This window comes from Streptomyces sp. WAC03905 (genome assembly GCF_057371075.1).
On record NZ_JBXYDZ010000003.1, the window covers coordinates 2,456,839 to 2,476,168 of the forward strand.

The 19,330-nt window shown below is 72.9% G+C and carries 18 protein-coding genes and 1 pseudogene; 4 read left to right on the forward strand and 15 right to left on the reverse strand.

The features are described 5' to 3' along the window. Window positions 1–106: 106 nt before the first annotated feature. From AC2RP6_RS13345 to AC2RP6_RS13355, 3 genes and pseudogenes are all read right to left on the reverse strand, one after another. Window positions 107–4,115 (reverse strand): annotated as a pseudogene (locus tag AC2RP6_RS13345) (AAA family ATPase). 184 nt (window positions 4,116–4,299) lie between these two features. Continuing rightward, a complete protein-coding gene (locus AC2RP6_RS13350; RefSeq protein ID WP_030032603.1) occupies window positions 4,300–4,518 on the reverse strand; it encodes a hypothetical protein in 219 nt (72 codons plus the stop codon). Window positions 4,519–4,866: 348 nt separating this feature from the next. Then, the gene (locus AC2RP6_RS13355) at window positions 4,867–5,148 is read right to left on the reverse strand and encodes an acylphosphatase (RefSeq protein ID WP_030032600.1); all 282 of its coding nucleotides are present in this window, start codon (window positions 5,146–5,148) and stop codon (window positions 4,867–4,869) included. Window positions 5,149–5,284: 136 nt separating this feature from the next. On the opposite strand from AC2RP6_RS13355, the gene AC2RP6_RS13360 reads away from it, so the two are divergent. Then, window positions 5,285–6,310, forward strand: coding sequence for a CAP domain-containing protein (locus AC2RP6_RS13360; protein WP_486446434.1), 1,026 nt, complete (start codon window positions 5,285–5,287; stop codon window positions 6,308–6,310). Between the two features lie 40 nt (window positions 6,311–6,350). On the opposite strand, the gene AC2RP6_RS13365 is transcribed toward AC2RP6_RS13360, so the two are convergent. After that, window positions 6,351–6,953 carry a flavodoxin family protein gene (locus tag AC2RP6_RS13365; RefSeq protein WP_486450322.1) on the reverse strand — a complete coding sequence of 201 codons (603 nt, stop codon included), beginning with the start codon at window positions 6,951–6,953 and terminating at the stop codon, window positions 6,351–6,353. 133 nt (window positions 6,954–7,086) lie between these two features. Between AC2RP6_RS13365 and AC2RP6_RS13370 the strand changes: the two genes are divergently transcribed. Beyond that, window positions 7,087–7,491 carry a winged helix-turn-helix transcriptional regulator gene (locus AC2RP6_RS13370; RefSeq protein WP_486446435.1) on the forward strand — a complete coding sequence of 135 codons (405 nt, stop codon included), beginning with the start codon at window positions 7,087–7,089 and terminating at the stop codon, window positions 7,489–7,491. Here the strand turns inward: AC2RP6_RS13370 and mutM are convergent. The 9 genes from mutM to AC2RP6_RS13415 all read right to left on the reverse strand — a co-directional run bounded on the left by mutM (window position 7,464) and on the right by AC2RP6_RS13415 (window position 16,524). After that, complete coding sequence (gene mutM / locus AC2RP6_RS13375; protein ID WP_486446436.1) at window positions 7,464–8,333, reverse strand: bifunctional DNA-formamidopyrimidine glycosylase/DNA-(apurinic or apyrimidinic site) lyase; 870 nt, start codon at window positions 8,331–8,333, stop codon at window positions 7,464–7,466. The genes AC2RP6_RS13370 and mutM overlap by 28 nt on opposite strands. A gap of 128 nt (window positions 8,334–8,461) precedes the next feature. Beyond that, complete coding sequence (gene rnc, locus AC2RP6_RS13380) at window positions 8,462–9,307, reverse strand: ribonuclease III (RefSeq protein WP_486446437.1); 846 nt, start codon at window positions 9,305–9,307, stop codon at window positions 8,462–8,464. Window positions 9,308–9,326: 19 nt separating this feature from the next. Beyond that, entirely contained in the window at window positions 9,327–9,500 is a 174-nt protein-coding gene (gene rpmF, locus AC2RP6_RS13385; RefSeq protein ID WP_003965982.1) for a 50S ribosomal protein L32, read from the reverse strand. 2 nt (window positions 9,501–9,502) lie between these two features. After that, complete coding sequence (locus AC2RP6_RS13390) at window positions 9,503–10,150, reverse strand: YceD family protein (RefSeq protein ID WP_486450323.1); 648 nt, start codon at window positions 10,148–10,150, stop codon at window positions 9,503–9,505. Between the two features lie 140 nt (window positions 10,151–10,290). After that, on the reverse strand, window positions 10,291–11,379 hold the full coding sequence (locus tag AC2RP6_RS13395) for a DivIVA domain-containing protein (RefSeq protein WP_486446438.1): 1,089 nt from the start codon (window positions 11,377–11,379) through the stop codon (window positions 10,291–10,293). A gap of 103 nt (window positions 11,380–11,482) precedes the next feature. Next, window positions 11,483–11,962, reverse strand: a complete 480-nt coding sequence (gene coaD, locus AC2RP6_RS13400) for a pantetheine-phosphate adenylyltransferase (RefSeq protein ID WP_391697840.1) — start codon at window positions 11,960–11,962, stop codon at window positions 11,483–11,485. A gap of 14 nt (window positions 11,963–11,976) precedes the next feature. Beyond that, window positions 11,977–12,555 carry a 16S rRNA (guanine(966)-N(2))-methyltransferase RsmD gene (gene rsmD, locus AC2RP6_RS13405; RefSeq protein ID WP_486446439.1) on the reverse strand — a complete coding sequence of 193 codons (579 nt, stop codon included), beginning with the start codon at window positions 12,553–12,555 and terminating at the stop codon, window positions 11,977–11,979. 73 nt (window positions 12,556–12,628) lie between these two features. Continuing rightward, complete coding sequence (recG, locus tag AC2RP6_RS13410) at window positions 12,629–14,821, reverse strand: ATP-dependent DNA helicase RecG (RefSeq protein WP_486446440.1); 2,193 nt, start codon at window positions 14,819–14,821, stop codon at window positions 12,629–12,631. A 26-nt stretch (window positions 14,822–14,847) separates the two neighbouring features. Next, a complete protein-coding gene (locus AC2RP6_RS13415; protein ID WP_486446441.1) occupies window positions 14,848–16,524 on the reverse strand; it encodes a DAK2 domain-containing protein in 1,677 nt (558 codons plus the stop codon). 243 nt (window positions 16,525–16,767) lie between these two features. Between AC2RP6_RS13415 and rpmB the strand changes: the two genes are divergently transcribed. Next, window positions 16,768–16,953, forward strand: coding sequence for a 50S ribosomal protein L28 (gene rpmB / locus AC2RP6_RS13420; protein ID WP_007266795.1), 186 nt, complete (start codon window positions 16,768–16,770; stop codon window positions 16,951–16,953). Between the two features lie 103 nt (window positions 16,954–17,056). Here rpmB and thiD read toward each other — a convergent pair whose 3' ends face one another. Both thiD and AC2RP6_RS13430 read right to left on the reverse strand, forming a co-directional pair. Beyond that, window positions 17,057–17,857 (reverse strand): bifunctional hydroxymethylpyrimidine kinase/phosphomethylpyrimidine kinase, encoded by an 801-nt coding sequence (gene thiD, locus AC2RP6_RS13425; protein WP_486446442.1) that lies wholly within the window; start codon window positions 17,855–17,857, stop codon window positions 17,057–17,059. Further along, the gene (locus AC2RP6_RS13430) at window positions 17,854–18,837 is read right to left on the reverse strand and encodes a thiamine-phosphate kinase (RefSeq protein WP_486446443.1); all 984 of its coding nucleotides are present in this window, start codon (window positions 18,835–18,837) and stop codon (window positions 17,854–17,856) included. Before AC2RP6_RS13430 ends, thiD begins: the two co-directional genes overlap by 4 nt. A gap of 245 nt (window positions 18,838–19,082) precedes the next feature. On the opposite strand from AC2RP6_RS13430, the gene AC2RP6_RS13435 reads away from it, so the two are divergent. Next, window positions 19,083–19,316 carry an Lrp/AsnC family transcriptional regulator gene (locus AC2RP6_RS13435; protein WP_030028650.1) on the forward strand — a complete coding sequence of 78 codons (234 nt, stop codon included), beginning with the start codon at window positions 19,083–19,085 and terminating at the stop codon, window positions 19,314–19,316. Window positions 19,317–19,330: the final 14 nt, after the last annotated feature.

Genomic DNA, 19,330 nt, shown 5'->3' on the forward strand with positions numbered 1-19,330 from the left:
AGCGGAGCGAGCCTATGCGTTCAATTTCTGAAGTCAAGAGCTGGGGCTGAGTTCGCACTACCGCAGAGACCGGCACCCTTGAATTCACTTCTTGAAGTTGTATGCCTCAGCGGAGACGTTGGCTGATGACCTTCGATACCCCGTCGCCCTGCATGGAAACGCCGTAGAGGGCGTCCGCGACCTCCATGGTCCGCTTCTGGTGCGTGATCACGATCAGCTGCGAGCTCTCCTGGAGCTCCTTCATGATCCGGATCAGCCGCTGCAGGTTGGTGTCGTCGAGCGCGGCCTCGACCTCGTCCATCACGTAGAACGGGCTGGGGCGCGCTTTGAAGATGGACACCAGCATGGCCACCGCGGTCAGCGAGCGCTCGCCGCCCGACAGCAGCGACAGCCGCTTGACCTTCTTGCCCGGCGGGCGGGCCTCGACGTCGACCCCGGTGGTCAGCATGTTGTCCGGATCGGTGAGGACCAGCCGCCCCTCGCCGCCGGGGAACAGCCGGGAGAAGACGCCCTCGAACTCCCGCGCCGTGTCCCGGTACGCCTCGGTGAACACCTGCTCGACCCGCTCGTCGACCTCCTTCACCACTTGAAGGAGATCGGCCCTCGTCTTGCGGAGATCCTCCAACTGCTCGCTGAGGAACTTGTGACGCTCTTCGAGTGCGGCGAACTCCTCCAGGGCGAGCGGATTGACCTTGCCGAGCTGCTGGTAGGCCCGTTCGGCCGCCTTGAACCGCTTCTCCTGCTGCGCCCGTACGAAGGGGCCGGGCCGGTTGCGCGGGTGCTCGGGGTCCTGCGGCAGCTCCTCGCCGTCGGCCGGCGGGGACGGCGGTACCGGCTGGTCCGGGCCGTACTCGGCGACGAGCGCGCGGGGCTCCATGCCGAACTCCTCCAGCGCCCGGGCCTCCAGCGCCTCGATGCGCAGCCGCTGTTCGGCGCCGAGCACCTCGCCCCGGTGGACGGAGTCGGTGAGCTTGTCCAGCTCCCCCTTCAGGTCGCGGCCGCTGTTGCGCGCGTCGGCGAGCTCGCGTTCGCGCAGCCCCTTGGCCCGTTCGGCGCTCACCCGCTCCTCGTCGGCCCTGCCGAGCGAGACCTCCACGTGCGCGAGGAGCTGCCGGGCGCCGTCGGCCACCGCGCGGGCCACCTCCGCCTCGTGCCGCCGGCGGGCGCGGCGGCTCGGCCCGGGAGCGGGCCTCGCGTTCCGCCCGGGCCGCCCGGTCGAGGGAATCCGCCCGTCCGGCGAGCCCCTTGACCCGCTCCTCGTGGGTCCGCAGCTGGAGCCGCGCCTCCATCTCGGTCTGGCGGGCGTTGGCCCCGTCGGCCGCGAGCCGGTCGCGGCGGGAGCTGTCCGGCTCCTCCTCCACCGGCATCTCCTCGGCGACGGCGAGCCGCTCCGCGCACTCCTCGACCTCGGCGAGCGCCTGTTCCAGGGCGTCCCGGGCCTTCGCCGCGGCGGCGGCGCCGCGCTCGGCCTCACCGGCGGCCCCCTTCGCCTGCCCGGCCAGGCGGCCGAGCTGCTGGGCGACCCCGGCGCGGGCCTGCTCGGCGGCGCGCCGCCGCTCGGCCAGCTCCTCCACCAGGGCGGCCGCGTCACGGCGCCGGGCCTGGGCGGCCCCCTGGGCCTCGGTCAGTTCCGCGCACCGCGCGCCCAGCCGGGTCAGCTCCGCCGCGGCCTCGTCGACGGCGGCCTGCACCTCGATCAGGCTGGGCGCCCCGGCGGATCCGCCGTGCGCGAGGTGGGCACCGAGGAGGTCGCCCTCGACGGTCACGGCCACGGCGTCCGGGCGCCGCGCGACGAGCGCCTCGGCCTCGTCGAGGGTGCCGACGACGACGTGGTCGCGCAGCACCCACGCCAGGGCGCGCAGCACCTCGCCGTCCCCGTCCACCAGCGCCACGACGGGTACGGGCGGGGCCGTCCCACCGGAAGCGGGGGCCGGGTGGGGGACGCCTCCCCCGGCCCCGCCGGCCGGTCCGGGCGCCGCGCTGCCGGCGGGCGCCACCGCACTCGCCGCCACGGCGCCGGCCGCGACGGCGCCGCCCGGCACCGCCGGGACCCGGGACGCCCCGGGCTCGGCGGTCCGAGCAGGAGGCGCCGCGTCCCCGGCGGACACCGACGCCGCGACCGCCTCGGGGCACGCGGGGGCCCCGTCCGTCCGGGCGGCCGCGTCTGCCTGGTACGCGCTCCTGCTGGACGGGACGGCGTCCGTCGCGGCCGATGCGCCCGGCCCGGCCGCGGGATCCGCCGGCCCGGGCACCGCTGCCGGTCCCGGCAGGACGGCCGGGCCACCCGTGGCGCGGCCCTCGGCGGCGGTGCCCGGCCGGCCCGGAGCGGCATCGGGTCCGGAGCCCTGGCCGGGCAGCGGCGCCGCGGCAGCCGTATCACCGCCCGGGAGCACGGTGGGCGCCGGCGGGGTGATCAGGAGGGTGGCCCGGCCCGCGTCCGCCTCGCGCAGGTGGCGGATGGCTCCGGCCGCCGCCGACGGGGAGGCCACCGCCAGCGCGTCCGCCGCCGAGCCCAGCGCGGCGGCCACGGCGGCCTCGTACCCGGCGCTGACCGACAGGCGTTCCGCGGCCGGTCCGAGCAGGCCCGCCAGCCGTTCGCGGGCCGCGAGCAGCGCCCCCGTACCGTCCTTGCGGCGCAGCCCCAGTGCCAGCGCGTCGCGGCGGGCCGACACCGCCGCCCGCTCACGCTCCGCCGCCGCCAGCGCCTCCCGGGCGGCGCCCAGGCCGGCCTCGGCCTCCCTCAGCTCCGCCCGTGCGGCCTCGTGGTCCGACTCCGCCGACGGGTCGTCGAGTCCGCCGACCTCCTCCGCCAGCGCCTCGTACTCGGCCTGCGCGGCCTCGGCCCGGGTCTGCGCCTGGTCCCGCGCCAGGTCGAGCCGGTCGATCTCCGCCTGGGCCGCTCCGGCGCGGGAGCGGGCCGCGCCGAGCCGTCCCGTCAGCCGGGCCAGCCCCTCGCGCCGGTCGGCGATGGCCCGCGCGGCGTCCCGGAGCCGGCGTTCCTCCTGCTCCAGCTCGCGTTCCAGCTCCGCGCGGTGCCCGGTGGTGTCCTCCAGGGCGCGGGAGGCCGCTTCCAGGGCGGCCGTCAGCTCCGCCTCCTGCTCGCGGATCCGCTCGGCCTCCCGCTCCATGTCCTCGGGGTCGCGGCCCCTGCGCACCTCCTCCGCCGGGGCCGTCGCGCTCTTGACCCGCGCCTCCGCCAGGGAGGCGGTGCCGCGTACGCGCTCGGCGAGCTGCGACAGCTCGTACCAGGTCTGCTGCGCCCGCTGGAGCCGCGGCGCGAGTTCCCGTACGGCCTGCTCCAGCTCGGCCTCGCGCCGCAGCGCCTGCGCGAGCCGGGCTTCGGCGTCCTCCTTGCGCTCCTTCAGGGCGGCCTCGTCGGCGATCTCCGCGTCGAGCGCGCGCCGCAGGGCGACCAGGTCGTCGGCGAGCAGGCGGAGCCGCGCGTCACGCAGGTCGGCCTGGATCACGGCCGCCCGCCGGGCGACCGCGGCCTGCCGGCCAAGGGGTTTGAGCTGCCGGCGCAGCTCGTCGCCGAGGTCCTGTACGCGGGCGAGGTTGGCCTGCATCGCGTCGAGCTTCCGCAGCGCCTTCTCCTTGCGCTTGCGGTGCTTCAGTACGCCGGCCGCCTCCTCGATGAAGGCGCGGCGGCCCATGGGGTCGGCGTGCAGGACGGAGTCCAGCTGGCCCTGGCCGACGATGACGTGCATCTCGCGGCCGATGCCGGAGTCCGAGAGCAGTTCCTGGATGTCGAGCAGCCGGCAGGTGTCACCGTTGATCTGGTACTCGCTGCTGCCGCCGCGGAACATGATCCGGGTGATGGTGACTTCGGCATAGTCGATGGGGAGCGCGCCGTCAGAGTTGTCGATCGTCAGGGAGACCTCGGCACGCCCGAGCGGCGGGCGTCCGGTGGTCCCGGCGAAGATGACGTCCTCCATCTTCCCGCCGCGCAGGGACTTGGCCCCTTGTTCGCCCATGACCCAGGACAGCGCGTCGACGACGTTGGACTTGCCCGAGCCGTTCGGACCCACGACGCAGGTGATGCCGGGTTCGAAGCGCAGGGTCGTGGCGGAGGCGAAGGACTTGAAGCCACGCAGGGTCAGGGACTTGAGGTGCACGCCGCCGGACTCTACCTTTCACGTTCGGTTTCACCCATGAAGGTGCAGGGCACGATCGACGTCAAAGGCATCAGGACCCCCACCTGGCCCTGTGGGCCCTGATGCGAGTCCAAAGAAAGAAGGGACGCCGGAGCGTCCCTTGCAGATCAAGCGGGGCTGGATTCGAGCGACGAATGAGCGCGGATCAGGTGAGCGCAGGCTCCGCCTGGGGTACGTCGATGTCGATGCTGTCCAGCAGCGAGTCTCCGTCGTGCTGAGCGGCGGCCGCGTTCAGCGCGTCATTTTCGGACTGAATCCGTACGAGCTCGGACTCGAGGTCCTGGACGCGCTGCTGAAGCCGTCGCATCTCGGCGAGGAGTCGCGGGTCGGAACCGCCGACGTAACCGAGAAGCGCCTTTGCCATGATGGATGGTCCTCCACACTGAGTGACCGACCGAAGCGGTGTGGGTCGTGAGGGAATCGCACCCGCGGATGTCCGGCAGCGACTGTCAGTCACTGCGCTTACTACTGCCAGCACTGCCAAACAGCTCGGGTGCGCGGGGCTTCCAGCGTCTCACCAAAAAGTTTGACGGTCAACACGATCACGCCCCGTATCGGCGGGCACCCCGGCCCCCGCGAGGGGCGTGGAGATCATCCTCGTCTCCGAGCCTTCCACGGATCGACCGCCGCGGCAACGCGTCGACGACGAATGCCCAGTTCCGACCGGGTCCGGACGCTCGGAGATGTGATGAGTCCATGATCAGTCGATCGCTCACCGCATCCCGAAACCCTCGTAGCCACCGCGCGGTGTCCCCCAGATCTCTGTCACTCCGTCCACCCGGCCGGGCGTGTCGGCGGACCGCAGCCAGTCGAGCAGCCGGTGGCAATTCTCACGTTGACCTTCGGCGACCACCTGCACTCGCCCGTCGTCGAGGTTGAGGGCGAAGCCGACCACCCCGCCGATCTCCAGGGCGTTCTCCCTGGTGAACCAGCGGAAGCCCACTCCCTGCACACGACCGCGCACCCAGGCGGTCAGACGGACGTCTTCATTCATGCGTGAACGCTATCCGGGCGGCCACTTTTCGGTCACATCGCCCCAGGGCCCCATGCCGTACAGTCGCGCACCGATGAACTCACCCATTTGGGTGGGTTAGGGATGATCTTGCTCCGGTCAGGAAGGCACGACACCGATGGGACGTCACCGGCTCCCCGCCCCGCCGCGCCGCGGCGGCCCGCACGGCACCGCCCTGCGCACCGGCCTGCTCGGGGTCTCGGTGGCCGTCGCCCTCGGCACGGCGGCCGTCACCACCGGCATGGTGCCGGTCGGCGACTCGTTCCCCTATGTGGGCGTCAGCGGTACGGAGACCACCGCCGCGAAGACCGGGGTCGGGGCCACCCCCGGCCCGGGTGATTCCTTGCTGCAGAAGCAGGGCGGACTCGCGAGCCTGTCGGGCCGCGGCACGACGCAGACCGGTACGCCGAGCGCATCCGCGCCCGCCCCGGCCAAGCCGGCCCCGTCGACCCCTTCGACCCCCGCGACTCCGCCGGCCTCGCCCACCCCGTCGAGCTCCCCGTCCCCGTCGGCCCCGCCGACCTCCTCCGCTCCCCCCGCCGCACCCGAGGTGGCGCAGAGCACGGAGCGCCCGGCCGCGCCCGCCCCCTCGCCCGAGGCCCCGCGGAAGACCGGGGCCCCGCAGCCCACGACACCGGAGCCCACGACCCCGGCCCCCGGCACCCCGGCCCCCACGACGCCTGCGCCCACCACCCCGGCTCCCACGACACCGGCTCCCACGACGCCGGCCCCCACCGCGTCCGCAACCCGGCCGAGCCTGGACGGTCACTCCGCGGAGGAGGCGGCCGTGGTCACCCTGGTGAACCAGGAGCGCGCCATGGCGGGCTGCGGCCCGGTCCGCGCCAACCCGCCGCTGGCCGCGCTGGCCGGCGCCTTCAGCAAGGACATGGCCACCCGCGGCTTCTTCGGCCACGACGACCCCGACGGCAACAGCCCCTGGGACCGCGCGGCCCGAGCCGGCCTCTCGGGCCTCGGCGGCGAGAACACAGCCCGCGGCCAGGGCGACGCCGAGTCCGTGATGAAGGCCTGGATGAACAGCCCGGGCGACAGGGCGAACATCCTCAACTGCGAGTTCCGCACCCTGGGCGTCGGCGTCCACTTCGCCGCCGGCGGCCCCTGGTGGACCCAGGACTTCGGCTTCTGACACTCCTGTCGGCCGCCGCCGGGAGCGGCGGCCGGGGGAATCAGACCGCGGCGGCGGCCAGGGCCGCGCGGCCCGCGACGACGACGCGGGTGTGCTCGGCGACGCGGCGGCCCAGGTGCTCGGCCGTCGCGATGTCGGCCTTGTGGACCGCGTCCGCGCCCTCGTCGGAGTTGGACTGGGCGGCGGCGCCGGAGAAGAAGCCCAGGCGGTTGAGGTCGTTCTCGGAGGCCGTGCTGGAGTTCCAGCCCGGCTTCAGGCCCAGGTTGACCCAGTTCATCCCGTGCTGCGCGGCCAGGACCTGGAAGAACTGCAGGGTGTGCAGCTTGTCGCCGCTCTTCGAGGCGGAGTTGGTGAAGCCGGCCGCGACCTTGTCCTGCCAGGCGTCGCCGAACCAGCGCTTCGAGGAGGCCTCGGCGAAGACATGGAAGGCGCCCGAGGCCGTGCCCATGTACGTCGGGGAGCCGAAGACGATCGCGTCGGAGGCGTCGAGCAGCTCCCACTGGGCGTCGTCGATCTCGTCGACCTTGATCAGGTGGACGGTCGCGCCCGCGTCCGCGGCGCCGTTGCGGACCGCCTCGGCGACGACGGCGGTGTGGCCGTAGCCGGAGTGGTAGGCGATCGAGACGACGGGGGTGTGCGTGATACCGGACAAGGCTGATCTCTCCCTCGGGAAGACTCCCTCGCAGCACGGAGCGTGGTGCGACGAGAAAAGAGAACCACTAACTTTTCGAAAGCGCAAGCTCCGAGTTAGCGCTGCCTGGGAGTACGCTTGTTCTATGGAGACCCCTGTCTGTACCGATGCCTCCGAGTCCGAGCAGCCGTTCGACGTCTTCGCGCGCGCCTGCCCGTCCCGCGAAACGCTGGAGCACGTCACCGGCCGCTGGGGCAGCCTGACCGTGGGCGCCCTGCGCGAGGGCCCGTGCCGGTTCAACGAGCTGCGCCGCCGGGTGGAGGGCGTCAGCGAGAAGATGCTCTCGCAGACACTGCACGCGCTGGAGCGCGACGGCATCGTCCACCGTGAGGCACAGCCGACCAACCCGCCGCGCGTCGACTACGAACTGACCCCCCTCGGCATCGAGGTCGCGGACCGGCTCCTCGCGCTGATCCATCACCTGGAGGGGAGCATGACGGCGGTCCTGTCCGCCCGGGAGACCTACGACGCGGCGCGCGGCGGCCGCTGACAGCGCGGGCAGAAGTAGCTCGACCGGTTCATCCACGGCCGGCGCCGCATCGGCGTCCCGCAACGGCGGCACGGCTCGTCCTCGCGCCCGTAGGCGTCGAGCGAACGGTCGAAGTACCCCGACTCCCCGTTCACGTTGACGTACAGGCTGTCGAAGCTCGTGCCGCCCACGGCGAGGGCCGCGTTCATCACGTCCCGGACGTGGCCGAGGAGTTCCGCGCTCCGGGGGCGCGCGAGCTGCCCCGTGGGGCGCTCGTAGTGCAGCTTCGCGCGCCACAGCGCCTCGTCGGCGTAGATGTTGCCGACCCCGCTGATCAGTGACTGGTCGAGCAGCGCCCGCTTGACGGTGGTCCGCTTGGCACGCAGCGCGAGGTGGTAGGCCGCCTCGTCGAACAGGGGGTCCAGGGGGTCCCGCGCGATGTGCGCGATGACGTCGGGCAGCCCCTCGGCGCTGTCGGCGACGGTCTCGTGCAGCGAGAGCCCGCCGAAGGTCCGCTGGTCCACGAAGCGCAGCTCCGTGCCGGTGTCGTCGCCGAAGCGCACCCGGATCCGCAGGTGCTTCTCGTCGGGGGCGTCCTCGGGCTGCACGAGCAGCTGCCCGCTCATGCCCAGGTGTCCGAGGACCGACAGGTCCCGGTCCGCCAGGGGCAGCCACAGGTACTTCCCGCGACGCTGCGGCGCCCCGAGGGTCTCCCCCCGCAGCCGCGCCGCGAAGTCGGCCCCGCCGCCGGGGTGGCGCCTCACCGCGCGCGGGTGCAGGACCTCGACGGCCTCGACGGTCCGTCCGGCGACCCAGCGCTCCAGTCCCCGACGTACGACTTCCACTTCGGGCAGCTCGGGCACGGGATACCTCCGTCGGGTGCGGATCTGGGCGCTGCCGCGAGCGTACCGGCCGCCCGGAAACGGCTTCGCCCGCCCCTGCGGTGCAGGGGCGGGCGAAGGGATGCCCGAAGGCAGTGCCCGAAGGAAGGTCAGGCGTCCGGCGCCGGTTCGGCGGGCGTCGGCACCCCGCCGTCCGCGGCCTCGGCCGAAGCCGGGACCTCTGCCGGAGCGGCGGCCGCCGGGGCTGCCGCCGCGGTCCGCTCGTCCGCCGCGGCGCGGATCCCGCGCCATGCGGACTCCGCGGCCTGCTGTTCCGCTTCCTTCTTGCTGCGGCCGGTGCCGGTGCCGTACGAGACACCACCGACGCGGGCGGCAGCAGTGAAGGTCTTCTCGTGGTCCGGACCGGTCTCGGTGACCAGGTATTCCGGTACGCCAAGACCTTCGGCCGCCGTCAGCTCCTGGAGACTGGTCTTCCAGTCCAGGCCGGCCCCGAGGTTCGAGGACTTCTCGATGAGCGGGTCGAAGAGCCGGTGGACCAGCTCCGAGGCCGCGTCGAGGCCCTGGTCGAGGTAGACCGCGCCGATGACCGCTTCAAGGGTGTCGGCGAGGATGGAGGCCTTGTCCCGGCCACCCGTGCCCTCTTCGCCCCGGCCGAGCCGGATGAAGGAGCCGAGGTCGAGGCCGCGCCCGACCTCCGCCAGTGCGCGCGAGTTGACCACCGCGGCCCGAAGCTTGGCCAGCTGGCCTTCGGGGAGGTCCGGGTGGGTCGTGTACAGCGTGTCCGTGACCACCAGTCCCAGCACGGAGTCCCCGAGGAACTCCAGGCGTTCGTTGGTGGGCAGACCGCCGTTCTCGTACGCGTACGAGCGGTGGGTCAGCGCACGCACCAGAAGGGCGGTCTCGAGTCGGTACCCGAGCCGCCCTTCCAGAAGCGTGTGGGACGAGGCCGCGTTGTTACTGTCTGCCTGCTTCTCAGCGTTGGACAGCTCAGACATTGCGCCTCTCACCAGCCGCTCAGACCTCGAGGACCTGGCGCTTGTTGTAGGTGCCGCAGCTCGGGCACGCGATGTGCTGGAGCTTCGGCTCCTGGCAACGCTCACACGAAACCAGGGTGGGGACCGCAGCCTTCCACTGCGACCGGCGGTGGCGCGTGTTGCTGCGCGACATCTTCCGCTTCGGAACAGCCACGGCTACTTCTCCTGCTTCTCGGCGGCGCTCTGAACTCCGTCAGACGCAGTGCCGCTCATGTTGTCCTTCTCATCGCCCTGATCGGTGACGAGTCCCTGCAATGCCGCCCAACGGATGTCGACGGCGTCGTGGTGGTGGTCCGGGTCGTCGTTCAGGCTGACCCCGCAGTCGGGGCACAGTCCGAGACAGTCCTCCCGGCACACCGGCTGCATCGGCAGTGCGAGCACCACCGCATCGCGCAGCACGGGTTCGAGGTCGAACAAACCGTCCTCGAGGAAGAGCGTGTCCTCGTCGTCCTCGGCGTCGTCGGCCGGCTCCGCTTTGCCGCGGCCCCGGTCGTCGGCGTCAGGGTACGAGAACATCTCCTGGAAGTCCGCCTTGAGCTCACGCTCGACGGCCTCCAGACACCTTACGCACTCCCCCGTCGCCGATGCACGGACGGTGCCTGTGACAAGCACCCCTTCCATGACCGACTCCAGGCGGAGGTTGAGCTTCACCGGGGCGCCTTCCGGCACCCCGATCACGCCGACGAGACCGAGGTCCGCCGGTGCGTCGATCTCGCGGGACAGCCGCTGCATGGCACCAGGACGCCGACCCAGCTCGTGCGTGTCGAACACGAGGGGGTTGCGGTGGTCGAGGCGGGTGTTCAGGGCCGTTCCTGCTTTCACAGATCGCTGAAGATCGAAGAATGCTGCGTATGTCCCGCACGTACGGGCAGCACGGATCGCGGCGCATACGCGCGACCGAAGAGCCAGGATACCCGGCGCTTCGCTCTGAGCCCAATCCGGGTTCAGCGCCCCTGTTCGTACTGGCGCAGCTGGTCCAGGTTGATCATGCTCGTGTCGAAGAAGCTGGTCTCGTCGAGCGAGGGCTGCTGGGCCTGCGGCGCGTGCTGCGCCTGCTGGGTCTGCTGCGGCTGCTGGTAGGCCGCGTACGGATCGGGCTGCTGCGCGTCGTAGTGCGCGGCGTAAGCCGCTCCGGTGGAGCCGGTGCCCGCACCGGAGTACGGGTCCGGCTGCTGCTGGTAGCCCGCGTACGGGTCCTGGTAGGAGTACGCGTCGTGCTGCTGGGCGGCCGGCTGCTGGTAGGCGTACGAGTCGTACAGCGGCTCCGGCCGGGCGGGGAGCTGCGCCGGTGCGTGCGGGGGCTCCGGCTCCGCGAGGCCGGCCAGGAAGTCGGAGTCGCTCGCCGAGCGGGAGCCCTGGCCGCCGGCCGCGTCCTGGGCCGCCATGTGCACGCCCAGGTCGTCGGTCGGGACCCGGCCGAGCAGCTTCTGGCGGCCCCGGCCCACGGCCTCCAGGGTCTTGGAGAGCACCGCCTCGAAGGTCGCCAGCTTGGTGTCGACGTAGGCGTCCGCCTGCTGCCGCTGCGTCTCGGGGTCGTGGCTGCGCTCGGGGGCGTCCTCGTCCGGGTAGCCGTCCTCGTCCAGGCCCGGGCCGCGACCCAGCAGCTTCTCCCGGCCGCGGTCCACCGAGCCGATCGTCTTGGTCAGCACGACCTCGAAGTTCGCGAGCTTGCTGTCGACGTAGTCGTCGGCCTCGGCCCGGATCTCCTCGGCCTCCCGGCGGGCCTCGTCGAGGATCCGGTCCGCCTCGGCCTGGGAGCGCCTCGCGATCTCGGTGTCGGCGATCAGCGAACCGCGCTGGTCGTGGGCGGCGCCGATGATCCGCTCCGCCTCCCGGCGGGCGTCCTCGACCATCTGCTCCCGGCCGCCGATGAGCTCCTGCGCCTGGGCGAGCGAGCCGGGGAGCGCCTGGCGGACCTCTTCGAGCTGGGCGAGCAGCTCGGCGCGGTTGATCACGCAGGAGGCCGACATGGGCATGGACCGGGCGCCGCCGACGGCCGCGACGATCTCGTCGAGCTTCTTCTGCACGTCCATGGGGGCTCGCACTCTCTCGGCCTCGGGCGGTTCCTGAGACGGACGGGACGACTGTAAGGCCACCGGGCGGGACCCCGACACCGCCTGATGCCCCATCAGCCGGTCAGCGGTTGCGCAGCCGCTCCAGGAGCGCCGCGTGGACGGGCTCCGGCAGCAGGTGGGCCACGTCGCCGCCCCAGGTCGCGACCTCCTTGACCAGGGAGGAGGACAGGAAGCTGTAGGTGGGGATGGTCGGGACGAACAGCGTCTCGACGCCCGACAGGCCCAGGTTCATCTGCGCCATCTGCAACTCGTAGTCGAAGTCGCTGACCGCGCGCAGACCCTTGACGATCGCCGGGATGTCCCGCTGCTTGCAGAAGTCGACGAGGAGGCCGTGGAAGGCCTCGACCTGGATGTTGCCGTAGTCGGCCGTCGCCTCGCGGATCAGCTCGACCCGCTCCTCGACGGTGAACAGGCTCTGCTTCGACTTGTTGATCATCACGGCGACGTGCACGACGTCGTAGAGCCTGGAGGCGCGTCCGATGATGTCGAGGTGTCCGTTGTGGATGGGGTCGAAGGACCCCGGACAGACGGCGCGGCGCAACTGAACTCCCTCGTTCATGAGTCTTCGCTGGTGCAGTCGGCGCGGCCGTACCACAGGGTGCCCTCGCCGTACTTGCGCGACCGGAGCGGCTCGAAGCCCTCGGGCCACGGGAAGGCGCCGCTCCTGGTGCTGCGCTCCACGGTGACGAGCGCGTCGTCCGTGATCCAGCCATTGGACCGGAGTGTGAGGAGGATCTCCCGCAGGTCCGCGCTGTCCACGGCGTACGGCGGGTCCAGGAAGACGACGTCGTACGGGTCCCCGGACGCGCGGGCGGCCACGATCTGCTCGGCCTTGCCGGCGCGGAACTCGGCCCCGGGCAGGCCCAGGGTCCTGATGTTGTCCCGGATCGCCTTGGCGGCCTTGGCGTCGGCCTCGACGAGCAGGGCGTGGGACGCGCCCCGGGAGAGGGCCTCCAGGCCGACGGCGCCGGAGCCGCCGTACAGGTCGAGGACCCGGGCGCCTTCGACCCCGTGCAGGGACTCCCAGGTGGAGAAGAGGCCTTCGCGCATCCGGTCCGAGGTCGGCCGGGTGCCGGTGCCGGGGGGCACGGCCAGCCGTCGCCCGCCGGCGCTGCCGGCGATCACGCGGGTCATCTGGGGTCCTTCGGTACGGCGGTAGGGGGCGCGCGGCGGTCTGCCGCGGCACTCCAACGATAGGTCGTGCCGCTCAGCCCTTCTCCAGGTACTGCTCGCGCTCGGTGTCGAGCAGGGCGTCCAGCGCGGTCCGCAGGCCCGGCAGCCGCTCCAGCGCCGGGTCCTCGGCCACGACGCGGGTGGCCTCCTCCCGGGCCTGGGCGATGACCTCCTCGTCCTCGATGACGGCGAGCATGCGCAGCGAGGAGCGCACTCCGGACTGGGCCTGGCCCAGGACGTCGCCCTCGCGGCGCTGTTCCAGGTCGATCCGGGAGAGCTCGAAGCCGTCGAGGGTGGCGGCGACGGCGGCGAGCCGGGCCCGGGCGGGGCTCGCCTCGTGCATCTCGCTGACCAGCAGGCACAGGCCCGGGGCGGAGCCGCGGCCGACGCGGCCGCGCAGCTGGTGCAGCTGGGAGACGCCGAAGCGGTCGGCGTCCATGATCACCATGACGGTGGAGTTCGGCACGTTCACGCCGACCTCGATGACGGTGGTGGCCACCAGCACCTTGACCTCGCCGGCCGCGAACCGGCGCATGACGTCGTCCTTGTCGGCCGGGTCCATCCGGCCGTGCAGCACCTCGACGCTCAGTCCGGCCAGCGGACCGCGGCCGAGCTGCTCGGCGATCTCCAGGACCGCGAGCGGGGGCCGCTTGTCGGCCTCCTCCGCGGCCTGCTTCTTCTTCGGATCGTCCTCCCCGTCGCCGATGCGCGGGCAGACCACGTACGCCTGGTGTCCCTTCTCGACCTCCTCGCGGACCCGCTCCCAGGCCCGGGCGAGGAAGTGCGGCTTGTCCTTGGCCGGCACGACGTGGGTGGCGATCGGCGAGCGGCCCGCGGGCAGCTGGTCGAGGACGGAGGTCTCCAGGTCGCCGAAGACGGTCATGGCGACGGTGCGCGGGATGGGGGTGGCGGTCATGACCAGCAGGTGCGGGGGCTGCTTGCCCTTGGAGCGCAGGGCGTCGCGCTGCTCCACGCCGAAGCGGTGCTGTTCGTCGACGACGACCAGGCCGAGGTCGTGGAACTGCACCTTGTCCTCGATCAGCGCGTGGGTGCCGATGACGATCCCGGCCTCCCCGGTGACCAGGTCGAGCAGGGCCTGGCGGCGCGCGGCCGTCCCCATCGAGCCGGTGAGGAGCACGACCTTGGTGCCCTGGTCGGAGCCGCCGAGCATGCCGCCCTCGGCCAGCTCGCCCATCATCTCCACGACGGAGCGGTGGTGCTGCTGGGCGAGCACCTCGGTGGGCGCGAGCATCGCGGCCTGCCCGCCGGAGTCGACGACGGCCAGCATGGCCCGCAGGGCCACCATCGTCTTACCGCTGCCCACCTCTCCCTGGAGGAGGCGGTGCATGGGGTGGCTGGTCGCGAGGTCGTCGAAGATCTCCTTCGAGACCTTCTGCTGGCCCTCGGTGAGGGTGAAGGGCAGCTTGGCGTCGAAGGAGTCGAGCAGGCCGCCGGGGGCGGGGCGGCGCGGGACGGCCGGAAGCTGGGCGTCGGCGTGTCGGCGGCGGGCCAGGGCGACCTGCAGGACGAAGGCCTCGTCCCACTTCAGGCGCTGCCGGGCGTCCTCGATGTCGGTCTTGGTGCCCGGCCGGTGGATCTTCAGCAGTGCCTCGGTGAGCGGGACCAGGCCGCGCCCCTCGCGCAGGGCGGGCGGCAGCGGGTCCACGGCCTCCTGGGCGCTGGGCAGTACGGCGTCCACGCACTTGGCGATCTTCCAGGACTCCAGCTTGGCGCAGGCCGGGTAGATCGGGATCAGCTGGTTGGCGAAGGCGGTGGCGGCGTCCCGGTCGGAGGCGTCGGCGCCGAGCGGCTCGTACGCCGGGTGCGCGAGCTGGAGCTTGTGGTTGAACCTGGAGACCTTGCCGGCGAACATCGCGCGGCTGCCGGGCAGGAGTTCCTTGTGCGGTTTGTGGACCCCGGCGCCGAAGAAGACCAGCTGGAGCCGGCCGCTGCCGTCGGTGATGGTCACCTCCAGCCGCTTGCCCCGGCCGCCGTTGAAGGTGAGGACGCGGGCGTCGGCGACCTGCGCGACGACCGTGACGTGCTCGTCGATCTGGTCGGCCAGCTCGGCAAGCGAGGTCAGCTCGCCGCGCTCGGCGTACCGCCTGGGGTAGTGGTGGAGCAGATCCAGGGCCGTGTGCAGGCCGAGCTGCTCGGCCAGCACCTTGGCGGTGGCGGGTCCGAGCGTCTTCTTGAGGTCTTCGTCGAGCGCGGGCACGTGTTCCATTGCACACCATGGCGCTGACAAGCCGGCTATTCCACCCCGATGAGGAGCGGCGCCGAGTACCGGCCGCCCCGGTAGGTGACGGTGTCCACGGCCAGGTGGCCGGACTGCACGTAGGCCTCCAGGCGGTCGGCGACGGTGTCCGGCACCTCGGGTCCGAGGACCAGGGTGACGAGTTCGCCGCCGGAGCCCAGCATCCGGTCCAGGACGGCCTCGGCGGTCTCGGGCAGGCCCGCGCCGATCACGGCGACGTCGCCGTCGATGAGGCCGAGCACGTCGCCGGCCTGGCAGATGCCGGCCGAGGTGAAGGACCGGCGTTCGGCGACGGCCAGTTCCCCGTACCGGGTGGCGCCGGCCGCGGCGGTCATGGCCACCACGTCCTCGTCGAAGCTGCCGTCCGGGTCGTGGACGGCGAGGGCGGCCAGGCCCTGGACGGCGGACCGGGTGGGGATCACGGCCACCCGCACGCCCTCGGCGCGTGCCTGCTCGGCCGCGGTGGCCGCGGCGGCGCGCAGTTCGGCGCCGCCCGGCAGGAGCACCACCTCGCGGGCGTGGGCGCGGCGGACGGCGTCGAGGAGTTCGGCCGTGGCCGGGACCTCGCCGGGGCGCACGAGCACGGGGGTCGCGCCGGCCTCGGCGCACAGGCCCGCCAGTCCCTCGCCGGGGACCACGGCGACGACGGCCCGCTGGGCGCGTTCGCCGCGGCCCCGGCGGCGCTCGTCGCCGAAGTGCGTGATCCGGATCCGGTAGGGGCGCCCGGCGACGACCCCGGCTTCCACGGCCGCGCCGGGGTCGTCGACGTGGACGTGGACGTTCCAGAGCCCGTCGCCGCCGACCACGACCAGGGAGTCGCCGAGTCCGTCGAGGCGCGCGCGCAGTTCCGCGACCGCCGCCTCGGAGGCCTCCAGGAGGTAGATCACCTCGTACGCGGGCCCGTCCTCGTCCTGTGCGCAGGGGTCGGCAGGGGGTGCCGCCGGGACCACGGCCCCGCCGGGCGGCGGTTCGGCGGCCGGCTCCTGGCCGGACAGTGCCTGCCAGAGCGCGCCGAGCACGGCGACCAGCCCGCAGCCGCCGGCGTCGACCACCCCGGCCCGGCCCAGCGCGGCGAGCTGCCCGGGGGTCTCGGCGAGTGCGGCGCGGGCGCCGTCGTAGGCGGCGCGGGCCACGTCGGACGCGGTGCCGGCGGCCGCCGAGGCGGCTTCGCCGGCCCGTGCGGCGGCGCCCGCGACGGTGAGCATGGTGCCCTCCACCGGGTGCGCGACGGCCGCGTACGCCTCCTCGGCGGCCCGGGTGAGGGCCTGGGCCAGCAGTCCCCCGGGGCCCGTGCGCCGGGCTTCGGGCTCGGCGCCGAGTACGTCGGCCACGCCGCGCAGCAGCTGCGCGAGGATCGTGCCGGAGTTGCCGCGGGCGCCGACGAGCGCGCCGTGCGCCCAGGCCCGTACGGCCTCGGACAGGGAGGTCGGCTCCGTGGCGCCGGTCGCGTCCGCGGGGGCGGCGTTGTCGAAGGTCTCGGTGAGCGCCCGGTCGGCGGACTCGGCGGTGAGGTAGAGGTTGGTGCCGGTGTCGGCGTCGGCGACCGGGTAGACGTTGATCGCGTCGATGTCCTCGCGGGCCCGGCCCAGTGCGGCGAGGGCGAGCGAGCTCCAGGTGCGTACGGCTTCGGCGTCGAGCTCGTCGGCGGGCTGCGGCTGAGCCTCGTGCGGCACCGGGCGTTCCTCCTCGTGCGGGCCAGGGTTCACCGCAGGGTAACGAAGGACCGCGGCCGTGGGGTCCGGACCGTGGGGCGGGGCCGCCGGGCTCCGTGGTAGTTTTTCAGGACGGGCGCAGTCGTTGTATGCTGCTCCGGTTGCCCGATGGAAGTCGGGCCTTTTCCCCGGCAAACCACTTCAGACCTCTGAACCGGTGCGCCGGTTTCACTGTAATTGCATCTGAAGTCTTTGGAGTGACCTGTGGCTGCCAACTGCGACGTTTGCGCCAAGGGGCCGAGCTTCGGCAACAACATCTCCCACTCGCACCGCCGCACCTCGCGTCGCTGGAACCCGAACATCCAGCGTGTCCGTGCCGTGGTCAATGGGACGCCGAAGCGCCTCAACGCCTGCACCTCGTGCATCAAGGCCGGCAAGGTCTCGCGCTGACGCCCGTCGTAGCGCAGCCCCTTCCGGTTGCCAAGAAGGCCGGTCCACCTCTGGTGGGCCGGCCTTTTGCCTTGTCCGGCCCCGTCGCCGGGGCCGGAGCCCGTCAGCGCTGACGCCAGGCGTGGTCCACCGGGCCGATGCCGCCGCCGAGCGCGAAGCCGGCGGCGATGCCGCCGGTCACGTACTCCTTGGCGGCCGTGACGGCCTCCGGGACGGTCAGCCCCTTGGCCAGCCCGGCCGCGATGGCGCTGGCGAGGGTGCAGCCGGTGCCGTGGGTGTGCCGGTTGGAATGGCGCGGGGCGCGCAGCCACCGCTCCTCGGCGCCGTCGGTGAGCAGGTCCACGGCCTCGTCGCCGTGCGCCGCGAGGTGCCCGCCCTTGATCAGGGCCCAGCGGGGGCCGTGGCCGAGGATGGCGTCGGCGGCCCGCCGCATGTGGTCCTCGGACTCCACGACGATGCCGGTGAGCCGGGTGACCTCGTCCAGGTTGGGCGTGGCCACGGTGGCCCGCGGCAGCAGTTCGCCGCGTACGGCGTCCAGCGCCGAGGCGGCGAGCAGCGCGTCCCCGTGCTTGGAGACGCCGACGGGGTCCACGACGGCCGGGGCCGCGGTGTCGGCCAGCAGCGCGGCGACGGTCTCCACCAGTGCCGCGGAGGACAGCATCCCGGTCTTCACCGCGTGCACGCCGATGTCGTCCACGACGGCCCGGTACTGGGCCGTGACGGCTTCGGCGGGCAGCTCCCAGGCTCCCCGTACCCCGAGGGAGTTCTGCGCGGTCACGGCGGTCACCACGCTCATGCCGTGCACGCCGAGGGCCATCATGGTCTTGAGGTCGGCCTGGATGCCCGCTCCGCCGCCGGAGTCCGATCCGGCGACGGTCAGGCACAGCGGCGGCGCGGTGTTCACTGCGTGCCGTCCTGGCCGGCCGGTTCGGCGCCGAAGTGGTCCCAGCCGCCGGTGCTGGTCCAGGGGGCGCCGTCCACGGTCACCTGGGGCAGCGCGGAGCGGTTGAGCACTTCGCCGATGACCTTCCAGCGGGCCGGCAGCTTCACGTCGGGCGGGAAGGTCGCCACGATCGCGTGGTCCTCTCCCCCGGTGAGCACCCACTGCAGCGGGTCCACGCCGACGGCCTGCCCGATGTCGTGCATCTGCGTCGGGATGTCGACGGCGGACGAGCGGAGGTCGATGCGGACCTTGCTGGCCTCGGCGATGTGCCCGAGGTCGGCGATCAGACCGTCGCTGACGTCGGTCATGGCGCTGGCGCCGAGCCCGGCGGCCGCGGGACCGGCGTGGTAGGGCGGCTCGGGGCGGCGGTGGGCCTCCACGAACGCGCGCGGGGAGCGGAACCCGCGCGAGAGCACGGCGAAGCCGGCCGCTGACCATCCGAGCCAGCCGGTGACGGCGACGACGTCGCCGGGCTGGGCGCCGGAGCGCAGGACCGGCTCGTGGTTGCGCAGGTCGCCGAGGGCGGTGATGGAGACGGTGATGGTGTCCCCGCGGACGACGTCGCCGCCGACCACGGCGGCGCCGGCGACCTGGCACTCGTCGCGGATGCCGTCCATCAGCTCGGTGGGCCAGGTGACCGGGAGTTCGGCGGGTACGACGAGGCCGAGGAGCAGCGCGGTCGGCACGGCTCCCATGGCCGCGATGTCCGCCAGGTTCTGAGCGGCGGCCTTGCGGCCGACGTCGTAGGCCGTGGACCAGTCGCGCCGGAAGTGCCGGCCCTCCAGCAGGATGTCGGTGCTCGCCACGACCCGCCGGTCGGGGGCCGACACCACGGCGGCGTCGTCGCCGGGTCCCAGCCGGACCGCCGGGGTGGTGGTGAGACGTGAGGTGAGCTCCCTGATCAGCCCGAACTCCCCCAGCTCGCCGACAGTGCCCTTCATCGCTGTGCCCCTTCTTGCCCAGTCCGCTTGCGGTCGCGAGCCGTCACAGCTCTGGGTACCGTCAACAGATACGTCAACTTCTGCTCTCCGTACGCCCCGCTGTGCGTGGCGCCGGGCCCGCAGGTCTCCCCGTGGCGCACGGCGACGCGGTACCGTGGCGTCCCTTCTTCCCCCGGCCCTGTCCATCGTGTGGGGTCCACCCGAAGATTAGGGGAAATGACCCTCGTGGCCGCCCTGGAGGTTCCGTGGTACAGGCGTACATCCTCATTCAGACCGAAGTGGGCAAGGCGTCGTTCGTCGCCGAGTCCATCGGCCAGATCCCGGGGGTGATCCAGGCCGAGGACGTGACGGGTCCGTACGACGTGATCGTGCGCGCCCAGGCCGACACCGTGGACGAGCTCGGCCGCATGGTCGTCGCCAAGGTCCAGCAGGTGGAGGGGATCACCCGCACCCTGACCTGCCCGGTGGTCCATCTGTAGCCCCCGTCTACTCT

Excerpts from the sequence above, each read along its gene's own strand:
- AC2RP6_RS13350 (WP_030032603.1), bottom strand. The coding sequence starts at position 4,518 with ATGGCAAAGGCGCTTCTCGGTTACGTCGGCGGTTCCGACCCGCGACTC.
- AC2RP6_RS13355 (WP_030032600.1), bottom strand. The coding sequence starts at position 5,148 with ATGAATGAAGACGTCCGTCTGACCGCCTGGGTGCGCGGTCGTGTGCAG.
- AC2RP6_RS13360 (WP_486446434.1), top strand. The coding sequence starts at position 5,285 with ATGGGACGTCACCGGCTCCCCGCCCCGCCGCGCCGCGGCGGCCCGCAC.
- AC2RP6_RS13370 (WP_486446435.1), top strand. The coding sequence starts at position 7,087 with ATGGAGACCCCTGTCTGTACCGATGCCTCCGAGTCCGAGCAGCCGTTC.
- rnc (WP_486446437.1), bottom strand. The coding sequence starts at position 9,307 with ATGTCTGAGCTGTCCAACGCTGAGAAGCAGGCAGACAGTAACAACGCG.
- AC2RP6_RS13395 (WP_486446438.1), bottom strand. The coding sequence starts at position 11,379 with ATGGACGTGCAGAAGAAGCTCGACGAGATCGTCGCGGCCGTCGGCGGC.
- rsmD (WP_486446439.1), bottom strand. The coding sequence starts at position 12,555 with ATGACCCGCGTGATCGCCGGCAGCGCCGGCGGGCGACGGCTGGCCGTG.
- recG (WP_486446440.1), bottom strand. The coding sequence starts at position 14,821 with ATGGAACACGTGCCCGCGCTCGACGAAGACCTCAAGAAGACGCTCGGA.
- AC2RP6_RS13430 (WP_486446443.1), bottom strand. The coding sequence starts at position 18,837 with ATGAAGGGCACTGTCGGCGAGCTGGGGGAGTTCGGGCTGATCAGGGAG.